At 68.9% G+C, this 24256-nt stretch carries 21 protein-coding genes and 2 tRNA genes; 9 read left to right on the top strand and 14 right to left on the bottom strand.

The genetic code is table 11. The features are described 5' to 3' along the window. Positions 1-461 precede the first annotated feature (461 nt). Positions 462-1256 (top strand): hypothetical protein, encoded by a 795-nt coding sequence (locus AB0K67_RS36120; RefSeq protein ID WP_364069122.1) that lies wholly within the window; start codon positions 462-464, stop codon positions 1254-1256. A gap of 105 nt (positions 1257-1361) precedes the next feature. Then, complete coding sequence (locus AB0K67_RS36115) at positions 1362-1553, top strand: hypothetical protein (RefSeq protein ID WP_364069120.1); 192 nt, start codon at positions 1362-1364, stop codon at positions 1551-1553. Positions 1554-1641: 88 nt separating this feature from the next. Here AB0K67_RS36115 and AB0K67_RS36110 read toward each other — a convergent pair. The 6 genes from AB0K67_RS36110 to AB0K67_RS36085 all read right to left on the bottom strand — a co-directional run bounded on the left by AB0K67_RS36110 (position 1642) and on the right by AB0K67_RS36085 (position 7647). After that, a tRNA-Met gene (locus AB0K67_RS36110) sits at positions 1642-1718 on the bottom strand. 141 nt (positions 1719-1859) lie between these two features. After that, positions 1860-1936, bottom strand: a tRNA-Met gene (locus AB0K67_RS36105). A gap of 54 nt (positions 1937-1990) precedes the next feature. Beyond that, the gene (locus tag AB0K67_RS36100) at positions 1991-4945 is read right to left on the bottom strand and encodes a UPF0182 family protein (RefSeq protein ID WP_364069118.1); all 2955 of its coding nucleotides are present in this window, start codon (positions 4943-4945) and stop codon (positions 1991-1993) included. Positions 4946-5074: 129 nt separating this feature from the next. Beyond that, positions 5075-6121 carry a PDZ domain-containing protein gene (locus tag AB0K67_RS36095; RefSeq protein ID WP_364069116.1) on the bottom strand — a complete coding sequence of 349 codons (1047 nt, stop codon included), beginning with the start codon at positions 6119-6121 and terminating at the stop codon, positions 5075-5077. A 10-nt stretch (positions 6122-6131) separates the two neighbouring features. After that, complete coding sequence (locus AB0K67_RS36090) at positions 6132-6557, bottom strand: molybdenum cofactor biosynthesis protein MoaE (RefSeq protein WP_364069115.1); 426 nt, start codon at positions 6555-6557, stop codon at positions 6132-6134. A gap of 16 nt (positions 6558-6573) precedes the next feature. Then, positions 6574-7647 carry an NAD-dependent epimerase/dehydratase family protein gene (locus AB0K67_RS36085; RefSeq protein ID WP_364069134.1) on the bottom strand — a complete coding sequence of 358 codons (1074 nt, stop codon included), beginning with the start codon at positions 7645-7647 and terminating at the stop codon, positions 6574-6576. 130 nt (positions 7648-7777) lie between these two features. Between AB0K67_RS36085 and AB0K67_RS36080 the strand changes: the two genes are divergently transcribed. The 3 genes from AB0K67_RS36080 (at position 7778) to AB0K67_RS36070 (ending at position 10599) form a co-directional block, all read left to right on the top strand. Beyond that, complete coding sequence (locus AB0K67_RS36080; RefSeq protein ID WP_364069132.1) at positions 7778-9019, top strand: zinc-dependent metalloprotease; 1242 nt, start codon at positions 7778-7780, stop codon at positions 9017-9019. Continuing rightward, positions 9016-9576, top strand: a complete 561-nt coding sequence (locus AB0K67_RS36075; RefSeq protein WP_364069113.1) for an NUDIX hydrolase — start codon at positions 9016-9018, stop codon at positions 9574-9576. Before AB0K67_RS36080 ends, AB0K67_RS36075 begins: the two co-directional genes overlap by 4 nt. Positions 9577-9639: 63 nt before the next feature. Next, positions 9640-10599 carry an endonuclease/exonuclease/phosphatase family protein gene (locus AB0K67_RS36070; protein WP_364069111.1) on the top strand — a complete coding sequence of 320 codons (960 nt, stop codon included), beginning with the start codon at positions 9640-9642 and terminating at the stop codon, positions 10597-10599. A gap of 82 nt (positions 10600-10681) precedes the next feature. Here the strand turns inward: AB0K67_RS36070 and AB0K67_RS36065 are convergent, their stop codons facing one another. The 3 genes from AB0K67_RS36065 to AB0K67_RS36055 form a co-directional block, all read right to left on the bottom strand. Continuing rightward, positions 10682-11266: a hypothetical protein gene (locus AB0K67_RS36065; RefSeq protein WP_364069109.1), complete on the bottom strand. Its 585-nt coding sequence runs from the start codon at positions 11264-11266 to the stop codon at positions 10682-10684. After that, a complete protein-coding gene (locus AB0K67_RS36060) occupies positions 11263-11778 on the bottom strand; it encodes a M48 family metallopeptidase (protein ID WP_364069107.1) in 516 nt (171 codons plus the stop codon). The genes AB0K67_RS36065 and AB0K67_RS36060 overlap by 4 nt, the downstream gene beginning before the upstream one ends. A gap of 67 nt (positions 11779-11845) precedes the next feature. Continuing rightward, positions 11846-12628 carry an enoyl-CoA hydratase-related protein gene (locus AB0K67_RS36055; RefSeq protein WP_364069105.1) on the bottom strand — a complete coding sequence of 261 codons (783 nt, stop codon included), beginning with the start codon at positions 12626-12628 and terminating at the stop codon, positions 11846-11848. A gap of 403 nt (positions 12629-13031) precedes the next feature. Here AB0K67_RS36055 and AB0K67_RS36050 point away from each other — a divergent pair, with 403 nt between their 5' ends. Both AB0K67_RS36050 and AB0K67_RS36045 read left to right on the top strand, forming a co-directional pair. Then, complete coding sequence (locus AB0K67_RS36050; protein ID WP_364069103.1) at positions 13032-14792, top strand: ThiF family adenylyltransferase; 1761 nt, start codon at positions 13032-13034, stop codon at positions 14790-14792. A gap of 62 nt (positions 14793-14854) precedes the next feature. After that, positions 14855-16201, top strand: coding sequence for an AarF/ABC1/UbiB kinase family protein (locus AB0K67_RS36045; protein ID WP_364069101.1), 1347 nt, complete (start codon positions 14855-14857; stop codon positions 16199-16201). Positions 16202-17945: 1744 nt separating this feature from the next. On the opposite strand, the gene AB0K67_RS36040 is transcribed toward AB0K67_RS36045, so the two are convergent. From AB0K67_RS36040 to AB0K67_RS36020, 5 genes are all read right to left on the bottom strand, one after another. Further along, on the bottom strand, positions 17946-18110 hold the full coding sequence (locus AB0K67_RS36040) for a hypothetical protein (protein WP_364069099.1): 165 nt from the start codon (positions 18108-18110) through the stop codon (positions 17946-17948). A 66-nt stretch (positions 18111-18176) separates the two neighbouring features. After that, positions 18177-18446, bottom strand: coding sequence for a WhiB family transcriptional regulator (locus tag AB0K67_RS36035; protein WP_364069097.1), 270 nt, complete (start codon positions 18444-18446; stop codon positions 18177-18179). Positions 18447-18576: 130 nt separating this feature from the next. After that, a complete protein-coding gene (locus AB0K67_RS36030; RefSeq protein WP_364069095.1) occupies positions 18577-18843 on the bottom strand; it encodes a hypothetical protein in 267 nt (88 codons plus the stop codon). Between the two features lie 113 nt (positions 18844-18956). Continuing rightward, a complete protein-coding gene (gene tesB / locus AB0K67_RS36025; RefSeq protein WP_364069093.1) occupies positions 18957-19826 on the bottom strand; it encodes an acyl-CoA thioesterase II in 870 nt (289 codons plus the stop codon). A 906-nt stretch (positions 19827-20732) separates the two neighbouring features. Further along, positions 20733-22778 (bottom strand): ATP-dependent DNA helicase UvrD2, encoded by a 2046-nt coding sequence (locus tag AB0K67_RS36020; protein ID WP_364069091.1) that lies wholly within the window; start codon positions 22776-22778, stop codon positions 20733-20735. A gap of 189 nt (positions 22779-22967) precedes the next feature. Between AB0K67_RS36020 and AB0K67_RS36015 the strand changes: the two genes are divergently transcribed. Both AB0K67_RS36015 and AB0K67_RS36010 read left to right on the top strand, forming a co-directional pair. Further along, entirely contained in the window at positions 22968-23828 is an 861-nt protein-coding gene (locus AB0K67_RS36015) for an alpha/beta hydrolase (protein ID WP_364069089.1), read from the top strand. Between the two features lie 76 nt (positions 23829-23904). Beyond that, positions 23905-24153, top strand: coding sequence for a mycoredoxin (locus AB0K67_RS36010; protein WP_364069087.1), 249 nt, complete (start codon positions 23905-23907; stop codon positions 24151-24153). Positions 24154-24256: the final 103 nt, after the last annotated feature.

Raw genomic sequence — 24256 nt, 5'->3', positions numbered from 1 at the left:
CACATCCGCGATCCCGGCGGCGGAGGCGTTCACTCCGTTCGTTTTGTTGTGTCTTAATCTTTTCAGCCGCCCCGAGCCCTGTCAAATTGACCCGACTCGAACGACTTGCCAAGAATTAAGCCGCGTCCCCTTTCGGAGACAACCCCTCTAACTTACCAGCCGATCCGAACCGATGCGTAATCGTCGGCCGGACGACCTTGAAGGTAGTGGGATTTGCCGGGCATCTTCGGGGCTCTGGGAGCCCCTCGGCGGCCCTGCGGGAAGCAACTCTAGCAGTCTGCACGACCTACTCGAGCCCACTCAGGTAATCAGCAGGTACTTCCCTGCCCTCTAGACACTCAAACCTCGGCATGTCACTGCCCATCCGGAGTGGAGGGGCAAGCCGACAGCAAGTCATCCGCAATCGCGCCCAGGTACGAAGTAGGTCACGAGCAGACTCCGCTCACGGAGGGGTGACCGCTATGACCCGGTCGGAGTTCGACGACATCCGCGCGTTCCTCGCCGACAAGACGACCCACCTCGGAGACCTGCTGGGGATCGCCAGGACTCTGATCGACGACCTGGAGCACGCCCGGTTGCGCGAGGCCTCCCTGCGCAACGACTACCTGCGGCTGCTGACCGCGGCGCGGGCGACGGTGGCGGCCGACATCGCGGGTGAGCCCGACCCCCTGGCCTTCATCCGGCACGAGCTGGCCGAGCGGGGCCAGTTGCCCGAGGACGATGAGGCCGTACAGCACATCCTCGCCGACGCACGCGCAGCCGCCGCCCTGCGCGCCTACCTGGAATCCCGGCCCGATGAGAGCGAGGCGCACGGAGGCCAGATCCATGAAGGTCAACCTCACGAAGGCCAGACTCACGAGGGTCCGGATCACGAGGGTCGGCCATGGCCGAGCCAGCCTGTGACCGGCGTCCCCGGAGAGGAAGCGCCTCGGGAAGGACACGCCGGGGCAGGACCGGCGTCACAAGGGCCGGCACCGTACGAGTACGAGCCGCCCAACACCGGCGCCCCTCTGCCGGACGGCCCCCTCATCGACCCGACGATCACCGGCCCGACCTTCGTCGGCCCGACGTTCACCGGCCCGACGTTCACCGGCCAGGACTTGCCGGACCCTCACGTCCACTCCACCCCGAGCCTCGGCCCGTCATCACCCGACCCGCTACCCCAAACCGAGGCCCCGGCGAACCGTGCCCTGTCGCGTCCCCGCGGCCCGCGGATGCGGAGCTGCGTCGGCACCGGACGACACCTCCGCCGGTGAACCACTCCGATCTCCCACAGACCCCCAGTACCGCCACACAAGCGATGACATGATGACGACTTCGGGCATACCCGCCCTTGGCCGACCGCCTGTAAGACTGCGCATATGTGGCAACGTGGGCTGAACTGGGCGGCTGTCGTCCTGGTCGGGCTGTTCGGCCTGATGTGGGTCGGCATCGTGATTTATGCGGACCTGGGGTCGCCCCTGTGGATGCGCGTCGTCCAGATCGTCTTCGGAGTGCTCCTCTTCGGCTGGGCCGTACGGAAGGCGTTCCTTCTGATCAGCCGGGCCATATGACAGACGACATCGGCCGAGCGCACAGCGCCCGCATCCAGAAAACGAAAAAGTCCCCGCCTCCGGACGAGCCGGAGGCGGGGACTCTACTTGGTAGCGGGGACAGGATTTGAACCTGCGACCTCTGGGTTATGAGCCCAGCGAGCTACCGAACTGCTCCACCCCGCGTCGATGTGCTGTACATACTCTACAGGCTCCGCAGGAGTGCTTTGACCATCGAGGCCGCTGACACCCCTGAAGCCTCCGGATCATCGGATCCGATCATGCAGAAAGCCCGGGTCTCCATCCCTGGATCCCGGGCTCTCGCCTTGGTAGCGGGGGCAGGATTTGAACCTGCGACCTCTGGGTTATGAGCCCAGCGAGCTACCGAACTGCTCCACCCCGCGTCGTCGCGCTCTTGAAGGCTACCGGGCGACGCGGGGCGGGCGCAAACCGAATTGCTAGCCGGTCGGTGACGGGCTGGGCGAAGCCGACGGTGAACCCGTCGGAGTGGCTGACGGTGACGCCTCCGGAGATCCGGTGGGCGACGGCGCCGGCGACGCCTGCTGCTTCTGCGCGCTCTCCAGCTGCTGCAGCGCCTCCTCCAGCCGCTTCTGGGCGTCGCCGTAGGCGTCCCAGTCGGGCGGGCTGGCCTGTAGCGCCTTCTGCGCGTCGGAGTAGGCCTTGCGAGCGTTGGAGATCGCGTTGTTGAGCGCCGTGCTGGCCTGGTCGGGCCGGGCCTGCTCCTCCGTCTGCTCCTGTTGCTGCTCCTGCTCCTGCTGTTGCTGATCCTGTTGCTGCTGCTCGGTGCCGAAGACCTCCTTGAGCGCGTCCTCCAGCGTGCGCGCCACACCGATCTTGCTGCCGAACGAGACCAGCACGCGCTGCAGGATCGGGTACGGCTCCTGACCGCCGCCCGCGGCCACCTGGATGTACACCGGCTCGATGTAGACCAGGCCGCCCGCGTACGGGAGCGTCAGCAGGTTGCCGTAACGGACCGACGAGGCACCGACGCCCAGCAGGTTCAGCTCACCCGCGAAGCGGCTCTGGAAGGCGTTCTGGGCCTGTCCTGGGCCGGGGATCGGGGTGCTGGACGGCATCCGCAGGATGCGCATCCGGCCGTACTCGCCGCTCGCCGAGGAGTCGACCGCCATGAACGCCGCCAGGTTCGGACCCTGACGCGGCACGAACGTGGTGGTCAGCGAGAACGTCGGCTGGCCGCCCGGCATCGTGGTGGTCAGGTAGTAGGGCGGCTGCTTGATGTTCTTGTCGTCCTGGGTCGGGTCGTTGGGGACGTTCCAGAAGTCCTGGCCGCTGTAGAAGGCGGCCGGGTCGGTGATGTGGTAGCGCGACAGCGTGTAGCGCTGCACCTTGAACAGGTCCTCCGGGTAGCGCACGTGCTGGCGCAGCTCAGAGCTCATCTCCGAGGCCGGGCGGACCGTGCCGGGGAAGGCCTTGCTCCAGGTCTTCAGCACCGGGTCGTTGCTGTCCCAGGCGTAGAGGCGGACCGTGCCGTCGTAGGCGTCGACCGTGGCCTTGACGGAGTTGCGGATGTAGTTGATGCGGTCGCTCGGCTGCTGGGCGATGACACGGCGGTCGGTCGAGGTGTCGCGCGTCATCTCGCCGAGGCTCTCGCTCTGCGAGTACGGGTAGTCGTTGCTCGTCGTGTAGCCGTCGACGATCCACTGCACCCGCCCGTCGACGATCGCCGGGTAGGCGTTGCCGTCGAGGGTGAGGTAGGGCGCGACCTTCTGGACCCGCTCACGCGGGTTGCGGACGTACAGGATCTTGGAGTTGTCGTTGATGTCGCCGGACAGCAGGATGTTCGCCTCGCCGTACTTGGCGGCGTACAGGAGCCGGTTGAAGAACGAGCCGACGGGGACGCCGCCCCGGCCGGTGTAGGTGGTGTTCTTCTGCCCGGTGCCGCCGGTCTCCGGGTAGTCGAGCTCCTGCGGCGCGTTGGGGTTGCCGCCGGCGATGACGTATTGGGCCGATGCCGGGTCCTCGCCGTAGTAGATGCGCGACTCCTTGAGCTGGGTGCTCTGGACCAGCGGGCCCGTGACCGGCATGTCCTTGGCGTCGTACGCGGGCAGGCCGCTGCTGTCGACCTGGTTGCCCGGCGCGGCGACGAAGCCGTAGCCGTGGGTGTAGACGAGGTGGCGGTTGATCCAGTTGTTCTGGCCCTCGGGCGGGCCGTCGAGCTCGCGGACGCCGACGATGTGGTCGATCAGCTTGCCCGAGCTGTCGGGGTAGCGGTCGACGTCGAGCGGGTCGGCGAAGCTGTAGAAGCCCCTGATGCGCTGGGTCTGCTCGTACGTCGAGGAGACCAGGGCCGGGTCGAGCAGGCGCACGCCGGAGACGGAGGTGTCGCCGCTGGCCTGCACCTTGCTCGGGTCGGCCTGCGCGTTGTACGTCTCGACCTCGACTTTGTCGACGTTGTACGCCTCGCGCGTAGCCTCGATGTTGCGCTGGATGTACGGCGACTCCTTGCCCTGCTGGTTGGGCTTGACCTGGAACTGCTCGACCAGCGCCGGGTAGACGCCGCCGATGAGGATGGCCGAGAGCACGAGCAGGCCGAAGGAGACGCCGGGCAGCATGCCGCCGGGCCGGATCACGCCGGCGAAGAAGAGCACGGCGCAGATCAGCGCGATGATCGCGAGGATGGTCTTGGCCGGCAGGACGGCGTTGACGTCGGTGTAGGAGGCGCCGTGGACGAAGCCCCGGTCGGAGAAGACGAGTCCGTACCGGTCGAGCCAGTAGGCCACGGCCTTGAGCAGGACGAAGACGCCGAGCAGCACCGACAGGTGGATGCGGGCGGCGCGCGAGGCGTGGACGCCGGGCTGCTGGAGGCGGAACCCGCCGTACAGATAGTGCGTGATCGTCGCCAGCACGATCGAGATGATCACGGCGGTGAACAGGAAGTTCAGCACCATCCGGATGAACGGGTAGTCGAACATGAAGAACGAGATGTCGATCCCGAACAACTTGTCCGTCTTGCCGAACGACTCCCCGTTGACGAACTGCAGCCACGTGCCCCACTGGCCTGAGAACGAGGATCCGGAGAAGAGCGCCAGTAGCGCCATACCGACGATGAAGATCAGCTTGCGGTGCGGGTCGAGCGCCATGCGGTAGCGGTCGGCGCCGCTCGCCCCGCCGAACATCGCCGGCCCGAACATGGGCCTGGTGCGGAAGGCGAGCAGCATGTTGCCGCCCGCGATGGCGACCATGAGCGCCGCCCCGACCAGGAACAGCACGATCTGGGTCAGCACCACCCCGCTGAAGACCGTGGTGAAGCCGACCGAGTCGAACCACAGATAGTCGGTATAGATGCCCGAGAACAGGAAGAACAACGCGACGATCGCCACGAGGGCTATCGCCACAGGCAGAAGCAGTCGCGGTCGGCGGGGCAAGCGCATCGCCCTGCCGGCTCCTGGGGTCCGGAAGCTCAAGGCCAACCCCTCGTCGTAATGAAGAAACGGTCCGTGTCTGGCAACCTACACCGCAGCGCCAGCCGTACGGCTAACGCACGACGACCGCCAGAAGTTTCATCCGGCGTCGCATGCGGGCACATCGCCCTTGCCGGTGCGCAGCGCGTCGAGCGCCGCCACCGCACTGTGCAGTGTGTCGGCCCTGACCAGCCGCAGCCCGTCAGGAACGCTTTTGAGCGCCTCGGCGCAGTTGTCGGCCGGGGTCAGGAAGATCGTGGCGCCGGACTTCTTCGCGCCGACCATCTTCTGCGCGATGCCGCCGATCGCGCCGACCTCGCCCGCGGGGGTGATGGTGCCGGTGCCGGCGATGTTCTTGCCGCCGGTCAGCTCGCCGGGGGTGAGCTTGTCGATGATGCCGAGTGAGAACATCAGCCCGGCGCTGGGCCCGCCCACGTCGCCGACGTTGATGTCCACTTCGAACGGGAACTTGTACTTCGCCTGCATCATCACGCCGACGACGCTCTGTGACTTGGGGCCCGCGACGGTCGGCACGGTGACGTCGAGCTGCTGCGTGCCTCTGGTGACGGTGAAGGTGACGTTTTCGCCGGGTTTGTGCGCCTTGACCGCGTCGGCGACGGCCGTGACGTCGTTGGTCGGCTTGCCGTCGACGGCGTTGATCTCGTCGCCCTTGAGCAGCTTGCCGTCGGCGGGGCGGCCCTTCTCGGTGGAGACGACGCCCACGACCATGGTGTAGGGGATCTTCAGCTCGTTGAGCGCGGCGGCGGTGGCGGCGTCTTGGGAGTCGGTCATCTCGACGGAGTTCTCCTGCTCGACCTCCTCCGGGGTGCGGTCGGGCGCGAAGATCGTCTCCTGCGGCACCACCGCGACGGTGGGATCGATCCAGCCGCGCAGCGCGGTCAGCAGGTCGATCTTGGCCGCGGGGCCGCCCTGATAGGCCACCGTGACGAGCTGTAGCGCGCCGCTGGTGGGATAGGTCTGCCTGCCCTTGATCGAGATGACGGGCTTGTTGTCGACCAGGCCGATCGTGTTCTCGGTCGGGCCGGGGCTCAGCACGACGTACGGGACCGGCTGGAACGCGCCCACCACGCCGAGCGCGAGTACGAGGAATCCCGCGAGCAGGAGGGTCAGGGCGCGTCGTGACATGTCTTCGAGCTTATTCGCCGGCGCCGACCCACTCGGTCTCGCCGTCGGCGAACGTCTGGTGTTTCCAGATCGGTACGCGCGCCTTGAGGTCGTCGATCAGCCGGCGCGCCGCCTTGAACGCCTCGTCCCGGTGAGGCGCGGCGACCGCGACGATCACCGCGATGTCGCCGAGCGCCAGATCGCCCACCCGGTGGACGGCGGCGACGGCGGTCACCGGGAAGTCGGCCGCCACCTTCTCGGCCACCTGGCGCAGCTCGGCCTCGGCCGTCGGATGGGAGGAGTAGGACAGAGCGGTCACCTGCTTGCCGTGGTCCTGCTCACGTACGGTGCCCAGGAACAAGGCGGTGCCGCCCGCGGCGTGGTCGCGCACGGCGGCCAGCACCTCGTCGACGGAGAGCGGGGTCTCGCGTATGCCGAGCAAGCGGATGACGTCCACGGAAAGAGCCTAACCGTTACGAGCGACGCTTCTTGCGTACCTGACGGACGATCGCGGCGGTACCGATGACGGCGACGGTCGCGCCCGCGGCGGTGAGCGTGGCCTCCTTGACGGGCAGGCGGCGCCCGACCACGGTCGTACGGTTCTCGCGCAGCTCCAGGAGCTGCCGGAACGCGGCCTCGTTGGTCCACTGCGGCTTCCAGCCGGCCTCGCGCAGCGTCGCGCAGTCGACCACCCACGGATAGACGACGTAATGGAGATCGGTGGCGGGCGCCGGGGTGACGCCGAGCCGGTGCAGGCGCTGAGCGGTGCCGAACGTCACGCCCGCGGGCAGCTCAAGGCTGCGGATGCCGGACAGCTCCTCGATCTGCTCGTGTTCGAGCCAGCCGTCGCTGCCGACCGCGACCACGCCGCTGACCAGGCCGCGCGCGGCCATCTCCAGAGCGGAGACCAGGTCGTCGATGTGGCAGAACTGCCAGCGCGGGCTGCAGCCCTTGACCGTGAGCAGCCTGGGCGACTCGAAATGGCGGGTGATCACGGTGTCGACGCCGGGGCCGACGACGGCGGCCGGGCGCAGCACGGTGACCTCCAGGCCGGGGTGGCTGCGCAGGGACCTGCGTACCAGGGACTCGATCTCCAGGAAGTCGCCGACCACGCCGGTGTCGGGCTCGGCCGCCACGGGGGCGTCCTCAGGCAGCGGCACCTCGTTGTCCGGCGCGGCGCCGTACACCATCGCGCTCGTGACGAGCACGACCTTGCGCACGCGGGCGGCGGCGCTGGCGGTGAGCACGGTCTGCGCGGCACGCAGGTTGTACGCCCGCCGCTCCCCCGGGTCGGAGTCGACGGCGTAGTCACCGGCGAGATGGACCAGGACGTCGATGTCGGAGATCCGGTTCGCCAAGAGCGGATCTCGTACGTCGATCACTCTCCACGTGGCTTCCTGGACGTCGCCGCGCTGCTCGTCGATGGCCACCACTCTGCGGAAATCCGCGGCGGATACGAGCCTCGCGAGCAGCTCGCGGCCCAGGCCGGAGGCCGCGCCGGTGACGGCGACGACGGGTTGGCGCGAGCGTTTCGAGGTTGGCACCAGGTCCTCACTTTGCACTGATCCGCCGTAGGACGACTAACGTGGCGGATGTGGACTCCTCCATCCTGCACGAGGTAGAGCGGTGACTGACCTGCCAGGTCGCGAAAACGACCCCAACGAGAACCCGTTCGCCATGTTCGGCAACCCTGAGCAGATGGCTCAGGCGATGCGCCAGTTCGCCGACATGCTGTCGGCGCCGCAGGGTTCAGGCCCTGTCAACTGGGACATGGCCAAGAACATCGCCAGGCACTCCGTGGTGGCCGGTGGCGACCCGAGTGTCATGGAAGGCGAGCGCCGCCAGATCGTCGAGGCGCTCAGCCTGGCCGACCTGTGGCTCAACGAGGCGACGACGCTGCCGAGCGGCGTGTCGACGCCGCAGGCCTGGAGCCGGTCCGAGTGGATCGAGAACACGATCCCGATCTGGCGCAAGCTGTGCGAGCCGATCGCCGAGCGCATGGTCGAGACCATGGGCGGCGCCATCGGCGGCTCGGGCCTGCCTCCCGAGGCCCAGCAGATGGCGGGGCCGCTGCTGGGGATGCTCAAGCAGATGGGCGGCATGATGGTCGGCCAGCAGATCGGGCAGGCGATCGGTTCGCTGGCGCGCGAGGTCATCGGCACCACCGACATCGGGCTTCCCCTGTCCGACACGGCCGCGCTGCTGCCCGGCGGCATCGCGTCCTTCAGTGAGGGCCTGGAGATCCCCGCCGACGAGATCCGCCTCTATCTGGCGTTGCGCGAGGCCGCGCACCACCGGCTGTTCCAGCACGTGCCGTGGCTGCGGTCCCACCTGCTCGGCGCGGTCGAGGAGTACGCCAGGGGCATCACGGTCGACACCTCCAAGCTCGAAGAGCAGATCCGCGGGCTCGACATCAACAACCCGCAGGCCATCCAGGAGGCGCTGAGCGCGGGCAACCTGCTCAAGCCCGAGGAGACCGAACGGCAGAAGGCCGCGCTGTCCCGCCTTGAGACGATGCTCGCGCTGGTCGAGGGGTGGGTGGCCACCGTGGTCGACAACGCCGCGCAGGGCAAGCTGCCCTCGGCGGTGGCGCTGGCCGAGACCCTGCGCAGGCGCCGGGCCACCGGCGGGCCGGCCGAACTGACGTTCGGCACGCTGGTGGGGCTGGAGCTGCGGCCGCGCCGGCTGCGCGAGGCCGCGGCGCTGTGGAAGGCGCTGGAGGAGGCGCGCGGTCTCGACGGGCGTGACGCGGTGTGGAACCACCCCGACCTGATGCCGACGGCCGACGATCTCGACAACCCCGACGCGTTCGTACGCGGTGAGACCACCTGGGACATCTCCCAGCTGGAGGCCAAGCCCGAGGACGGCGGCGCGAGCGACGGCGAGGGCGGCGACAAGGGCGGGGAAGGCGCGAGTTGAGCCTGCACGCCGACGCGGTGACGGTGCTGTCCTCCTGGACCGCGCCGACGCCCGAGGAAGAGGCGCTGCGCCTGGAGTTCCTCGACCACCTGCGGACCCACGACGACGCGATGCTGCGCCAGTGCGTGCCCGGGCATCTGACGGCGACGACGGCGGTGCTGTCGCACGACGGATCCCAGGTGCTGCTCACGCTGCACCCGAAGGCCAAGATGTGGCTGCCGATGGGCGGCCACTGTGAGACGTCCGACGCCTCGCTGGCCGAGGTGGCGCTGCGGGAGGCGTGGGAGGAGTCCGGCATCACCGGGCTTCACCTGCTGCCCGGACCGCTCGCCGTGGACAAGCACCTGGTGTGGTGCCATCCGCCGCACAGCTGGCATCTCGACGTGGAATACGCGGCGGTGGCGCCTCCCGATGCCACGGCCGTCATCAGCGACGAGTCGCTCGACCTGCGATGGTTCCCCGTCGATGACATCCCCGAGCCGTCTGACGAGGCCACGAGACGGCTGGCCGCACGCGGACGCGAGGCGCTTAACTCGGGCTCACGCACACTTGGCTAGAGTCCTTTTGCGTCGTTCCAAAGGGGGGCTCGTGTGGAGGGTTCGGCCGTCGGTGGCACGATCGTGACTCCGGTTCGCAAACGCCGCAGGCTGCCACGGACGGCGCTGACCTGGATGGCCGTGACGCCGTTCGCCGCGTGGGCGGTGGCCAGGGTGGCCGGCCTCGAACGCGGGTCGCTGCCGACGCAGCTCATGACCGCGACCCCGTACGCGGCGGCGGGCTCGCTGCTGCCCCTCATGATCGCCGCGCTCGGACGCAGGCGTGCCGCCGCCGTCGTCGCGCTGCTCGCGACGACGGCGCTCGGCTTCAGCGTGCTGCCCAGGGCGCTCGGCACGGCCGACGCGGCGGCCAAGGGCAGGCCGATGCGGGTCATGACGGTCAACATGCTGTTCGGCAAGGCAGACGCGGAGACGATCCTGCGGCTCGTACGCGAGTTCCGGCCCGACGTGCTGAGCACCCAGGAGCTGACCCCTGGAGCGGTCGAAGACCTCGACGCGGCGGGGCTGAAGGAGCTGATGCCGTACCGGGTGCTCGAGGCCGAGTGGAACGCGAGCGGCAGCGGGCTGTTCTCCAGGCACCGCATGGAGCCGCTCGCGGGCTGGAGCCCTCCTGCCGGGCACCACATGCCGGCGGCGACGATCGCGCTGCCCGGGGGCGAGCCGATCGAGTTCATCGACGCCCATCCGTTCCCGCCGCTCGGGCCGCAGGTCGCCGACTGGGAGCGGGCGCTGGAGTCCTTTCCGCCCGCCTCCCCCGACCGGATCCGGATCATCGCCGGCGACTTCAACGCCTCGCTCGACCACTCCTCCATGCGCAGGGTGCTCGCACGCGGCTACAAGGACGCCGCCGACGAGGTCGGGGCCGGGCTGATCCCCACCTGGCCGGCGAACAAGAAGGTGCCGCCGCTCATCACCATCGATCACGTGCTGGTGGACCGGCGGGTGGGGGTGCATGAGGTCAGTGTGCGCGACGTGCCGTTCACCGACCACCGCGCCGTGCTGGCCCGGCTCATCGTGCCCTGATCGGCGCCCGTGCCCGATCCGTGCCCCTGCACCGGCCAGCCCGGCCTGCTGCGCTTCGAGCGATGTTCGGCGCTCTCCCGGCTCACTGAGCCCCGATCAGCGCCCTCGTGCTCTCCCAGCCTTCCAGGCCGGGGTCGAGGCGGGCGAGGTCGCCGGGGGTGCGCAGGCGGTGCCAGCCTGGCGTGGTGGCCACCCTGCGGGGTCCCGGCGCCTGCGCGCGCAGCTCTTTCACGATGTCGTACGCGTCGAGGTCGGGCTCGGCCCACGCCGGCGCGGGCAGGCCGCAGGCCAGGGCGACGGCTCCGCCGTTCTCCGCCGGGCAGACCGTGATCTCGGCGCGGCCCAGCTCCCTGAACAGCTTGCCCACCAGCAGGGGCGGCAGGTCGGGCGCGTCGGCGCAGATCACCGCCGCCTGGTCGGCGTCGAGGCGGGCGAGCGTGGTCTTGAGCGGCTCGTTCTCGGCGATCGTGATGACCTCGGTGCCCGGCCAGACGATGTCCTCAAGGCCGGGGACGCTGGTGGCGAGCACGGGGGTGACGAGGTCGAGCGCGGCGGCCATCTCGTACGTGTCCTCGGCCACCGCTTCGAGGAACCTTTCGGGATCGACGCCGGGCGGCGCCGCCTGCGCCATGTGCGGATGAACCAGGACCGCGACGATCCGCGTCAACACTCCTCCGGTGCGGTGTGGGCCGCGGCGGAGAACCCTTCAAGGAACCCGCGGGCCCGCTCCGCCTTCGGATACTGTTCTACCAGCGCCCAGAACTTCGGCCCGTGGCTGGGCACCAGCAGGTGCACCAGCTCGTGGATGATCACGTAGTTGATGACCCATTCGGGCAGGCCCTTGAGCCTGGTGGAGATCCTGATCGCACCCGTCTCCGGGGTGCACGAGCCCCAGCGGTGCCGCTGGTTGTCCACCCAGCGCACGCTCACCGGGTCGGGCTCGCCGTCCAGATATTTGGCCGACAGCTCTTTGGCCCTCTCCAGCAGAGCCTCGTCGGTCGGTCTGCGACGGCGTTCCTTCGCGGCCAGCCGATCCAGCATGCGGCTCACCCATTCATCCGCGTCTTCACCGCTCAGCCAGGCGGGCAGGAGCACGATCGTCTTGTCGCCGTCACGGTAGGCGGAAACCGTACGCCGGCGACGAGAACTGCGACGAACCTCGACTGTCTCGGGGGGCACATATGCACGTTAGCCGAGACTGACGAAATTCCACAGAGGGTGGAGCATGTTTCTGCTGGTCAGATGATTAAGACCCGGTGAATTTGGGCACGCGCCTTTCCCGATGGGCGGTCAGCCCCTCGATCATGTCGGCGGAGGCCATGGTCACGGGCTGGGCCAGAGATTCCCACATCAGCGCGGCTTCCAGGTCTTGATGGTCTTGGTTGAGGGCTACTTTGGTGAGCCGTGTGGCAATGGGGGCGTTCTGGGCGATCTTCCGGGCGATGGCTTCCACTTCCGACATTAGATGATTTTTCGGGAAAGATTGATTTACCAGACCTTTGCCGGCCGCTTCCCGCCCAGACACGCTGCGACCGGTCAGAAGCATCTCCCGCGCCAGCCGCGCGCCCGCGCGCTGAGGCAGCAGGTACGTCGCCGCCATCCCCGGGTGCAGGCCCAGTGACGTGAACGGGACCAGTAGCTTGGCGTCGTCGGCGGCGTACACGAGGTCGCAGGCCAGCGCCACGCACAGGCCGGCCCCCACCGCCGGGCCGTTGACCGCCGCGATCGTGGGGATCTCGAGCTCGGTGATCGCCAGCCAGGTGCGGTAAAAGGCGAGCATGCGGTCGCGGAGCTGCGGGACGGCCTCCGTACCGCGCTCACTGATCCACGACAGGTCGCCGCCCGAGGAGAACGCCGTACCGGCGCCGGTGACGATGACGCAGCGCGCCTGCCTGTCGTCGCGCAGCTCGGCCATGACCGCGCGCCACTCGGCCGTCATGGTGTCGGTCATGGCGTTGCGCATGTCGGGGCGGTTGAGGGTGATGAGCACGACTCCGTCGTCTTTGCGATCAACCAAGAGCTCGTTCATGCGGGGAGCGTAACTTGCAGGGGTCCCGTAGGCAGGGGGTTCCGTAGGTAGGGGTGCGCGCGAGATTCGGGTACGCGCGGATGCGCGCGGGAGTCGTCACCACAGGTGCATGGGGAGTCGTTGGCGTCGCTAGCACGGGCGCACGGGGAGTCGCTGGCGTCGCTAGCACGGGCGCACGGGAAGTTGCTGGCGTCCTTAGCACGGGCGCACGGGGAGTCGTGGGCGCAGGTGCACGGGAGTCGTTGGCAGGGGTGCCGCAGGGAGGCCCATAGGTCCGGGACGGCACGACCGGTTGGCGGATTATCCACAGGCCGCTCCGCGTGTAGTCAGTTATCCACAGTCCGTGGCGAAGTCCCTCCTGATCTTGGTCTGACGTGGAAACTTTCCCGGCATGAGGCCACGTGTGAAGCCCGCTCTGCGGCACCTCTCGCGCGACGAGACCACCGTCCAGTTCGGCACGCATCCGCTCAGAGCGGTCATGTTGAGCGGCCTGAGCGAGCGCGTGCGCAAGTGGATCGCGAGTCTCGACGGCACGCGAGACCTTCAGGCCGTGCTGCAGGATGCCGTACGTGCGGGGCTCGATGAGCCGCGCGCCCGGTGCCTGATCGACCACCTCACCGGCCAGGGCGTGCTCCACGACGCCTCGGCCGCTCCTGGGTGCCTCGGTGAGCTGCCGTTGGCCCAGCGCGACCGGCTCAGGCCCGACCTCGACGCCCTCGACCTCGCCTCCAGCGCGCCCGACGGGATGCTCACGACGTTCGAGCGCCGCCGCAAGGCGCGGGTGCGGGTGTACGGTGCCGGCCGGGTCGGCGCGCAGATCGTCGCCCTGCTCGCGGCCGCCGGGGTGGGCACCATCCGCGTCCTCGACCCTGATCCCGCCCGTCCCTGCGACCTCACGCCAGGCGGGCTGACCTGGGCGGAGGTCGGCCTTCCCCGCGAGGCGGGCGCCGTCGCCGTGGCCCGCCGCCTCACCGCAGGCGACCCGCCTCCGCCGTCCCAGTTCCAGGCCCACGACGCGGTCCGGCCCGCCCCCTCCCCCGCCGTACCGACCGTGTCGGCACGCTTCCCGCAGGACTCAGTGGTGAAGTGGGGCGGCATCACCCCGTCCATCGCCGACAAGGCAGCCCAGGCCATGGGCAGCCGCTCTGACGCACGGCAGGCCGGAGGGCCTGCGGCGCGGCCCGCCAGGGGAACGGCACAGAAGCCAGGCCGGGGAACCGCACAAGAGCCGGCCGAAAGCACGGCGCAGGGACCGACCGGACGGAAGACACAGGGACCGCCCGGACATGAGCCACAGGAACGAGCTGAACGGAAGACGCAGGGACCAAGCGCAGAGACGGCGCAGACCCCAGACAAAGGGACGGCACAGACCTCAGACACACGACCGGCACAGACCCCGGACACGCGAACAGCACAGGTCCCGGACACGCGAATGGCACAGGTCCCGGACACAGGGACCGCACAGAACTCGGTCACGGCGAGGGCGCAGAGCCCGAACAGAGGGAGAGCGGAGAAGGGAGGCGAAGGGAGGAAGCCGGAGAGAGGCGCGGGAGGTGCAAGAGGTGAAAGAGACGGACGAAGGGCCAACGGGCCGGTCGGAGTACCTCGTGTCAGCGCGTACGAGCGGGAGCTGGGTGAGGAGGCATGCCGGCCGACGGTCAATGTGCTCGCCGGAGGGCCGTATCTTGGGGACAGGACAGATCGGCCTGACCTCGTCATTTTGGCGCCGGTCACACCCCTCGACGGGGTGCTGGTCAATGAACTGATCGACTACGACATCCCCCACCTTCTCGTATCCGCCTTCGAGGGGCACGGCGCGGTGGGCCCGCTGGTCCTGCCAGGGCTCACGGCGTGCGTTCACTGCCTCGACCTGGCCCGGCGCGACCGCGATCCGGGCTGGGGCATGGTCACGGCGCAGCTGGGCGGCTATCCGCCCGGTGAGATCGCCTGCGACGTGGCGATGGCGGGTGTCGTCGCAGCGGGGGCGGTGGGGCACGCGCTGGCGTTCCTCGACGGAAGGACACCCACTGTGACCAACGGCACATTCGAGGTAACGCCTGATTGGCAGTGGATAAGAAGATCGTGGGTGATACATCCGCAATGTCGCTGTATGCGAAACAAACGGTATTCGCTAAGAATGGTCATGGCACCCAACCGTGACTGACGTGCTCAAAGGATGATCACGAAGGGGGGAAGCGGTATCTCGCCGAGGTTCCGCGCATCAGTGTGAACGATCTCCCGCGCCGTGCCGTCACGCGCTCGGCCAAATTGGCCACCCTTCCGCTCGGTTTCGCCGGCCGCGCCGCCCTCGGCCTGGGCAAGCGCATCGGCGGCAAATCAGCGGAAATCGTGGCCCAGGAGGTGCAGCAGCGTACTGCGGAGCAGATCTTCAAGGTGCTCGGCGAGCTCAAGGGCGGGGCCATGAAACTGGGCCAGGCCCTATCGATTTTCGAGGCCGCGCTGCCGCAGGAGATCGCCGGGCCCTATCGCGCCACGCTGACCAAGCTCCAGGAGGCCGCGCCGCCGCTCCCAGTGGCGACCGCGCACAAGGTGCTGGCCGAGCAGTTGGGTGACGATTGGCGTCAGCACTTCCAGTCGTTCGACGACCAGCCGACCGCCGCCGCCTCGATCGGGCAGGTCCATAAGGCCGTCTGGCACGACGGCCGGGTGGTCGCCGTCAAGATCCAGTATCCGGGGGCGGGCAAGGCGCTGCTCGGCGACTTCGCGCAGCTCGCGCGCCTGGGCAAACTGTTCGGCGCGCTACTGCCGGGGCTCGACATGAAGTCCGTGCTCAACGAGCTGCGCGAGCGGATCGCCGAAGAGCTCGACTACCTGCGCGAGGCCGAGGCGCAGCACGCGTTCGCGCTGGAGTTCAACGGCGACCCCGACTTCTACGTGCCCGACGTCGTCGCCGCCAACGAGATGGTGCTGGTCACCGAGTGGATGGACGGCACGCCGTTGTCGCGCATCATCGCCGAGGGCACCCAGGAGGAGCGCAATCGGGCGGGGCTGCTGTTCGTCCGCTTCCTGTTCTGCTCGCCCGCGCGCGTCGGGATGCTGCACGCCGACCCCCACCCGGGCAACTTCCGCATGCTCGACGACGGCCGGCTCGGCGCGCTCGACTTCGGCGCGGTCAACCGGCTGCCCGACGGCTACCCCAAGGCGTTCGGCCAGCTCACCCGGATCTTCATCCAGGGTGACATGGAGACCGTGATGGCCGGGCTGCGCCAGGAGGGCTTCATCCGCGAGGGCGTCGAAGTCGATCCCGACGCGCTGCGCGCCTTCCTCGCACCGTACGTGGAGCCGACGGCGGTCGAGGAGTTCACGTTCAGCCGCGAGTGGCTGCAGGCGCAGGCGGCCAGCGTGACCGACCTGCGGCCTAACAACGTGGTACGCCAGCTCAACCTGCCGCCCTCGTACGTGCTCATCCACCGCGTTCATGCGGCCGGCGTCGGCGTCCTCTGCCAGCTGGGCACCACGGCCCGCTTCCGCGACGAGGTGATCCGCTGGGTCCCGGGCTTCGCCGACGACGCCGACCCCAACCCAGATGATGAGGCTTTGGCCATCGGCTAGCTTCGAAGCCACACGCAACCGCCCACCCGCTCGGAAGCAGCCGCCGGTTAGTGCCGCTCACCTGGACGAACGCGCCCTCCACCGGTACCGCCCATGGGAATGGGCCGCCGACCGGTACCGACTCCGCGGAAAGCGGGCCGTCGGACAGTACCGGCTCTGCGGAAAACAGGCCGTCGGTCGATGCCGATCCCGCGCAACGCGTCATCAACTGATGCCCACCTTGCAGGAACGCGCCGCCAGCCGATGCCCACCCTGCGGGAACGCGCCCTTGATCGGCGTCAGCCTGCCCGTAAGCACCCTCAACCGGTACCGCCCCTGGAAACGGACCGTCGGCCGATGCCCACCCCGCGCAAACGCGCCATCGACCCATACCGACCCACCCCGAAACGCACCGCCGATCGGCGCCAACCTGTCCGAAAGCGCCCTCGACCGGCTGCCTTCCCAGCCGCCACTGCCTCTGTGGCCAGCCGCCTGTCAGATCTCCTTGGCACCCGGCAGCGCGCCGGCTCACCCCGACCGGCCCACCCCACCTCTCCACCCGGATGCCGGCCCGTTTGGCGAGCTCCCGCCAGCCCCAAACGGTGGGCCGTAACAGAAGCCGGACGATGGGCCGCCAACTCGACACGTGCGCGTGAGCTTTGAGCAGCCGGCATTTGGCAACTCATTACTGTGAGCACGTATATGATTGCTGTGCGTTACCATCACTGGAGGGTTCTGTGAAGGGAATCGTGCGCCTGCTCGCTGCCGCCGTCCTGACCGGCACGGGGTTGCTCGTGGTCGCGCCCGCCACGAATGCGGCCGTTGATCCCGCTGCCGTGCTTGAATGCGTGAGATCCAACCTCGGTGAGATCACCGCCGTCGTGGACCCCTCATACCAGGGCTTTCCCGTCCAGCTCCCCTTGGTGCGTTGCGCTGCCCCTTGAACCCGAGCCATCGGACAGAGAGCAACGGTGGAGACTTGGCAGGTGTCGGGATGCTGCAGCCAGGTGCGGCGCAAGCGATGGATAGCGAGCGCCAGGCCGCTGCGGTTGGAAGCGACGTGTGGTTGCGGGCCAGGCCTGAAACGCTGATGTGGGCTACGAATAGCACCGAAGCAAGACGGGCAACGGGGTTCTGACGCTGGAGCGCCGGAGTCGGTGTGTGGATCAGTGCCCGGAAAACGAACCTGGGGTCGGCGTGGCGGCCAGCATTCGACCACAGGGCCCAGGGTCGGGGCGAGGATCAGCGCCGGCGGGCGAGATCGGGGCCGAGGCCAAGACCAGCCCCAGCAAGGGAGAACGGAGCCAAGGCCAAGACCAGTCCCGGCAAGCGAGAACGGAGCCAAGGCCAAGACCAGCCCCAGCAAGCGAGAGCAGGGTCGGTTACGACTCGGTGTCGGCGAACGAGACGAGGACCGGAGGCGAGTTCACGCTGGCACGCAGGGTCGAGCTCGCTCACGGAACGACATCGGCGCAAAAGGCCGGAGCTGGGTGCCGGTCAGCGTCCGCAAGTAAGACCCGGGGGCGAGTGCGGGTTCGGGTTGAAGGCCGACCCACCCCTAATCCCCGACGCACCGTTCAAGTGGGATCGGGCTGCCGCTCTTGGTCACGCGGGTACAGGCAGTGGGATTGAAGGGCGGGCCGGCGTTCAAGGGGAGATCGGGTGCTCAGTGAGCGAGAGGAGCCGGGCGCTTGCCCGCGCCCGGCTCCTCTCCTCTTCACGGATCCGACAGGGAGATCCTGCGCCGGCGGCAGGATCTCCCAGGTCAGAACTCGCGGCTCAGCACCCTGTGGAGGCGCTCGTTCGCGCGCTTCACGTCGCGCCGCGCGCGCCGCAGGCGCTGAACGCGGAGGACGAGGCGCTGCTCCGCCGCCTCCTTGTGGAGGGTTTGTATTCGGTCACTCACCAGGTCATGGATGAGATGCGGCACTGCGAGACTCCTCGTCGACTGGTTTCTCATGGTGACGTACTCCTTGCTTTCAGCAGGTGCGGTGTGTCAGGCAGCGACCGGGTGCTTGCGGGGACGCCCGCGCGGACGCTTACGGGGAACGATCGTTCCCCTGAGGATGAGCTCCCCGCCCCAGACGCCCCAGGGCTCCTCGCGCTCGAGCGCGCGCTCCAGGCAGGCCTTCTGGATCGGGCAGCCGCCGCAGAGTGCCTTGGCGAACTCGACGTCCTCAGGCGACTCGGCGAACCACAGGTCGGGGTCGGTACGACAGGGGATCTTGGCTTCGTCGATCATGTCCATGATCGTCTTCGCCCCCATCTGCTTCTCCTTTTGTTCGATCTGTTTGATCTTGGTCGGACACCTCGTAGGTGGTCGGAGATCACGGACAAACAAGAAGGCCGCGGATCCAAGTCTGTGGATCCGCGGCCTGGGGGCTGCTGTAAGCCGGTCAGGTTATGACCGGAGCATCCCGCCAGGGTTGCGGACCGCACAGTCCACCCTTGGTGAGCTGGTAGGCCGGCAGTTCGATACGTCCCGCGTAGACAGGAGCGCCTTCAGCGGCCACACCAGAGTGAGCTCGCGCAAAGAAGGCGGCGGCGGCCTGACGACGGGCAGACTTCTCCTGCCGCAGCTTGGCGGCATCGGCCAGCGACACCACCGAGTTACGGCACGCAGAGGCGAACCACGGCGTGGCAGACATCTCGATGCTGATCACTGGGGTTCACCTCCACTCATGGGATCGTCGGAACAAGGCTGTCCGACTCGCTTGACCAAGACCCTAAACCCGGTTGCCAGGAACGGGCAACATATTTTCTACCTGCGATTTCATCACTTTGTTCGGCGGATCATGGCCTCCTGCACGACCGAGACCACGAGTTCGCCGGACGCGGTGAACATCTCGCCTCTCGCCAGCCCCCGGGCCCCCGCTGACCACGGGGACTCCTGAGCATAGAGCAGCCAGTCGTCGGCCCTGAACGGGCGGTGGAACCACATGGCGTGGTCGAGCGAGGCGCCCATGATGTCGGATGCGCCCCAGGCCATGCCGTGCGCGAGCAGGATCGTGTCGACGAGGGTGAAGTCGGAGGCGTACGCGGCCAGCACCACGTGCAGGAGCGGGTCGTCGGGCAGGTCGGCGTCGTAGCGGAACCACACGTTGGTCTGGGCGCTGCGCAGCTCGGGGTTGAGGTGCGCCTCCCAGGTGAGCGGCGAGGCGTAGCGGGCGTCGACGGGCCGGGGGCGTGCGGCCCACTCGCGCAGCTCGGGGTGATCGCCGACGAGCTCGAACATGCGGTCCTGGTACGTCGGCAGCGTCTCGGGGTCGGGCACCTCGGGCATCACGGACGCCTGGTGGGAGACGCCCTCCTCGTCGATGTGGAACGACGCCGACATCGTGAAGATCGCCTTGCCGTGCTGGACGGCCACGACCCGGCGCGTGGTGAACGAACGGCCGTCGCGTACCCGCTCGACGTTGTAGACGATCGGGATGGAGGGGTCGCCCGGCCGGATGAAGTAGGCGTGCAGGGAGTGGACGTTGCGGTCTTTGGGAACGGTACGGCCGGCCGCCACCAGAGCCTGGGCCGCCACCTGACCCCCGAAGACCCGCTGGATGCGCTCTTCCGGGCTCCTGCCGCGGAAGATGTCGAGCTCGATCTGCTCAAGGTCGAGCAGGTCCAGTAGCTCTTTCAGCGCTTCGTTCACGTGTCGTCCCCCCTGGGTTTTCCGGTCCTGCGACAAGTGTGACGTGCCGGTCAGACCGGAGCGAAAGCGGGCCGGTCGGTTCGCCGGAATGATGCCGTAGTTCCGTTTCGCCCCTGTTACGCCCCTCCGGGTCCGCCCTTGCGTCCGTCCGTCCGGGGTTGCGGGTGCGGGCGTCCGGCGGCTCTTTGTTGCGGGCGTCCTGCGGGTTTCCGTTGCGCGCGTTCGGCGGGTCGCCGTTGCGGCCGTCTCAGGGGTTTCGTTGCTCCCGTCCGGCGGGGGTTGCGGGTGTGCCCCCTGTTACGTCTGTCTGTCGCGATCCTCGCCTATCCGTAACTGACTCTTCGTGAAGGGAGGAGCGTCTGCGGGATACGCCCTCGGCTAGTCGGGCGGAAGGGGGTGAAGAGCTCACGGTGGGTGAGAGCGGGTGGCGTGTGGCGATGGGGGTGGCGTGTGGCGGTGGGGGGACGAATGGCGCGTCTGCTCGCGGTCGGCAGGCTGCGGCCAGCGAGGTGCGGCCAGCGGTCAGCGATCGGCGGCCTGCCGCCGATGGGCCCGGCCGACGGACCGTGGTGGGCGGCCTGCGCCCGGAGGTCCCCGGGCTGTGGTCCCCGCTCTGTGGTCCCCGGGCTGTGGACTCCAGCCGGCGGCCTGCGGCCGATGGGCCCGGCCGACGGACCGTGGTGGGCGGCCTGCGCCCGGAGGTCCCCGGGCTGTGGTCCCCGCTCTGTGGTCTCCGAGCTGTGGTCTCCGAGCTGTGGACTCCAGCCGGCGGCCTGCGGCCGATGAGCTGCGGCCGGTGGACCACAACCAATGGACTGCGGCCGGTGGACCACAACCGATGGCCCCGGTCGATGAGCTGTGGCTCGGTGGAGGAGGGCCGGGTGGGCCGTGGTCAGGAAGCCGCGGTCAAGAGGCGCGGCACAAAGCCAGGACGGCTTCGCCGTACCGGTCGATTTTGACCTTGCCAACGCCCGCGATCGCCCGCAGCTCCTGCTCGGTCGCCGGCGCGCGCTCCGCGATGGCCTGGAGCGTGACGTCGGTGAAGATGACGTACGGCGGCACCTTCGACTCCTTGGCGGTGGCCGTGCGCCAGGACTTGAGGCGTTCGAGCAGGGCCTCGTCGTAGTCGGCGGGGCAGGTGGCGCAGCGGCCGAGCTTCTGCTCGGCGGCGGCAGTGAGCGTCTTGGCGCAGACCCGGCAGTTGACGGGCGCGGCCACCTGGCGGCGTTCGCGAGCGGAGGGCGCGACGCGGGGCGCGGAGGGGGCGCGGCCGGTGAGGCCGTCGAGGAAGCGGGACGGCCGGCGGCTCTTGCGGCCGCCCGGGGCCCTGGCCAGCGCCCACGAGATCGTCAGGTGCTCCCTGGCGCGGGTGAGGCCGACGTAGAGCAGGCGGCGCTCTTCCTCGATCTGCTCGGGCGTCTCGGCGTAGATGATCGGCAGCATGCCGTCGGTGACGCCGACGAGGAAGACGGCGTCCCACTCCAGGCCCTTGGCGGCGTGGAGCGAGGCGAGGGTGACGCCCTCGACGGGCGGGGCGTGCTGCTCGGAGGCGCGGCGTTCGAGCTCGGCGACGAACGCGGGCAGGTCGGCACCCTCGGCCGCCATGTCCTCGGCGAGGTCGGCGAGCGCCTTGAGCGACTCCCACTTCTCCCTGGCCTTGCCGCCGCCGGGCGGCGTGGGGGTCAGGCCGATGCCGCCCAGGATGTGGTGGACCTCGGAGGCCAGCGGCTCGCCGGAGTAGGAGCGGGCGGCGCCGCGCAGCAGCACCACGGCCTGGCGGACCTCGGGACGCTCGAAGAAGCGCTCCGCGCCGCGCAGCACGTAAGGGATGTCGGCTTTGGCCAGCGCCTCCTCGTACGCCTCCGACTGCGAGTTGACCCGGAACAGCACCGCGATCTCGCGCGACGGCACGCCCTTGTCGATGAGCCTCCTGATCGCGCGGGCCACGTCGGCGGCCTCGGCGGGCTCGTCGTCGTACTCCTTGAAGGCCGGCTTGGGGCCGTCGGGGCGCTGAGCGACCAGCTCGAGGCGGTGGGGCGAGTTGCCCTTGGCGATGACGAGGTTGGCCAGGTCGACGACCTGCGGCGTGGAGCGGTAGTCGCGGACGAGCTTGATGACGGTCGCGTTGGGGTAGTCGACGGCGAAGTTCGTCAGGTAGCGGGGGCTGGCGCCGGTGAAGGAGTAGATGGTCTGGTTGGGGTCGCCGACCACGCACAGGTCGTCACGCCCGCCGAGCCAGGTGTCGAGCAGCAGCTTCTGCAGCGGGTTGACGTCTTGGTACTCGTCGACCACGAAGTAGCGGTACTGCTGGCGGATCTGCGCCGCCACCTCCTTGTGCTCGGTCATGACGGCGGCGGTGAGCTCGAGGATGGTCTCGAAGTCGACCAGGTGGCGCTCGCGCCTGATCTGCTCGTACGCGTCGTAGACGTCGGCGAGCTCGGCCGGCTTGATCGGCGGCGTGCGGTGGTGCTTCGCCGCGGCCTCGACGTAGTCCTCGGGCCCGATCTGGGTGACCTTGGCCCACTCGACCTCGGAGGCGATGTCGCGCAGCTCGGCGCGTTCGGTGTTCCTGCGCAGCCGGCGGCACGCCTCGGCGAGCACGGGCAGCTTCGACTCGATGACCGACGGCGCCTCGCCGCCGATGACGCGCGGCCAGAAATAGGTGAGCTGGCGCAGCGCCGCGGCGTGGAACGTGCGGGCCTGCACGCCGGGCGCGCCCAGCGCGCGCAGGCGCTGGCGCAGCTCTCCGGCCGCGCGAGTGGTGAATGTCACAGCCAGCACGCTCTGGGCGTCGACGACGCCGCTGCGGACCGCGTACGCGATGCGGTGGGTGATCGCCCTGGTCTTGCCCGTCCCCGCGCCGGCCAGCACGCACACGGGACCGCGCACGGCCTCGGCGACCGCACGCTGCTCGGGGTCGAGCCCGATCAGTACGTCGTCCGCGTTGTTCACCCCTGAATCCTCCCAGCCGCTGGCGGTGCCAGACTTTATTCTGGCAACATGCGCCCCGACGTATGCTCCTAGTCACCGAGATGCAAGAACTGGTCTCTTCCCCCAGAATGGGGCCGACCATGTGCATGGGGGGAAAGGAAGGCCGTGCGAACTGCGGTTTGTGTGAGCGCCCTCGCGCTCGCTGCCGTTGTGCTCACACCCGTCGCCGCGAGCGCGTCGTCGGGAGATCCCTCCCCGCTGCCCACGGTGCACAACCCCCTCGATCCGCAGGGGCTCGGCGGGTTATCGGTCGAGACCGTACGCTACGGCTCGCACCGCCGCCAGAACATGGACGTGTGGTGGACGCCTGACGGTCAGCAGCGCCCTGGCGTCTTCCTCATCCACGGCGGCTGGTGGTCGAGCGGCGACAAGAAGTACATGAAGGAGATCGTCCGCGGCTACGCCGAGCTGGGCTACACGGTCTTCAACCTCAACTACCGCCTGTCGGGCGACGCGCCCTGGCCCGCGCAGCGCACCGACGCGCTGGCGGCCATCAGGATGGCGCGCAAGCACGCCGACAGGTGGGCCTTCGACCCGAAGAACTACGTGCTGGTCGGGTTCTCCGCCGGCGGGCACATCGCGGCCTCGGTGGGCACGTACGGCGACGGCATCAGCGGCCTGAAGGGCGTGGTGGGGCTGTCGCCGATCATCTCGCCGCTGCGCGCGTACTCCGACGGGGCGAAGTCCACCGATCCGAACAAGCGCCGGCTGCGTACGGCGGCCATCAAGCTGGCCGGCGGCTGCGCGCCCAAGGGCAAATGCTCGCGGGTCTGGGCCAGCATGGAGGTGGCCTGGCACGCCAGCCGCAAGGACGCGCCGATGCTGACCGTGCACTCCAAGGACGAGTTCGTGCCGCCGGTGCAGAGCCAGCTGCTCAAGCGGATGCTCGGCCAGGTGGGCGTGCCGGTGAAGGTGCTGACGGCGCCGGGCACCAACCACAGCTCGCCGCTCTACCGCGAGCCGGGCGTGGCCGAGCGGGTGCAGGCTTGGATCGCGGAACGCATCGGGTAGGAATGCGGGATTAAGCGGACGCTCCGGGTTGTTGCACGGATCGCCTGATTTCCTGACCTTGGAGGGATTTCCCAACATGGCGCTCACGGTCTACAGCACCACGTGGTGCGGCCCCTGCAAGCGGCTCAAGGCGCAGCTCACGCGCGAGGGCATCGCGTTCGAGGACATCGACATCGAAAGCGACCCGAAGGCCGCCGAATTCGTCATGAGCGTCAACAACGGCAACCAGGTGGTGCCGACCGTGGTCATCGAGACCCCGAAGGGGCGCGTCGTGCGGACGAACCCGTCGGCCATGGAGGTCAAGGCCCTGCTCGAAGCGGCCTGACACACGCACCACCGGTCTGATCACCCTCACCACCGCCCGGCGCGCGCCGGTCATCGCACCCCCGCGGGCCTGACGCGCACCTACCGGCTCACCGGCGGTCCAG

Source organism: Nonomuraea sp. NPDC052634 (assembly GCF_040678535.1).
Classification (GTDB): Bacteria; Actinomycetota; Actinomycetes; order Streptosporangiales; family Streptosporangiaceae; genus Nonomuraea; species Nonomuraea fastidiosa.
Note: the sequence above shows the minus strand (reverse complement) of the source record. Positions and strands in the feature narration are given on the sequence as shown.

Coding starts and splice junctions, on each gene's coding strand:
- AB0K67_RS36100 (WP_364069118.1), bottom strand. CDS start 4,945: ATGCGCTTGCCCCGCCGACCGCGACTGCTTCTGCCTGTGGCGATAGCC.
- AB0K67_RS36095 (WP_364069116.1), bottom strand. CDS start 6,121: ATGTCACGACGCGCCCTGACCCTCCTGCTCGCGGGATTCCTCGTACTC.
- AB0K67_RS36080 (WP_364069132.1), top strand. CDS start 7,778: ATGTTCGGCAACCCTGAGCAGATGGCTCAGGCGATGCGCCAGTTCGCC.
- AB0K67_RS36035 (WP_364069097.1), bottom strand. CDS start 18,446: ATGGGGGCGAAGACGATCATGGACATGATCGACGAAGCCAAGATCCCC.
- AB0K67_RS36115 (WP_364069120.1), top strand. CDS start 1,362: ATGTGGCAACGTGGGCTGAACTGGGCGGCTGTCGTCCTGGTCGGGCTG.
- AB0K67_RS36055 (WP_364069105.1), bottom strand. CDS start 12,628: ATGAACGAGCTCTTGGTTGATCGCAAAGACGACGGAGTCGTGCTCATC.
- AB0K67_RS36010 (WP_364069087.1), top strand. CDS start 23,905: ATGGCGCTCACGGTCTACAGCACCACGTGGTGCGGCCCCTGCAAGCGG.
- AB0K67_RS36120 (WP_364069122.1), top strand. CDS start 462: ATGACCCGGTCGGAGTTCGACGACATCCGCGCGTTCCTCGCCGACAAG.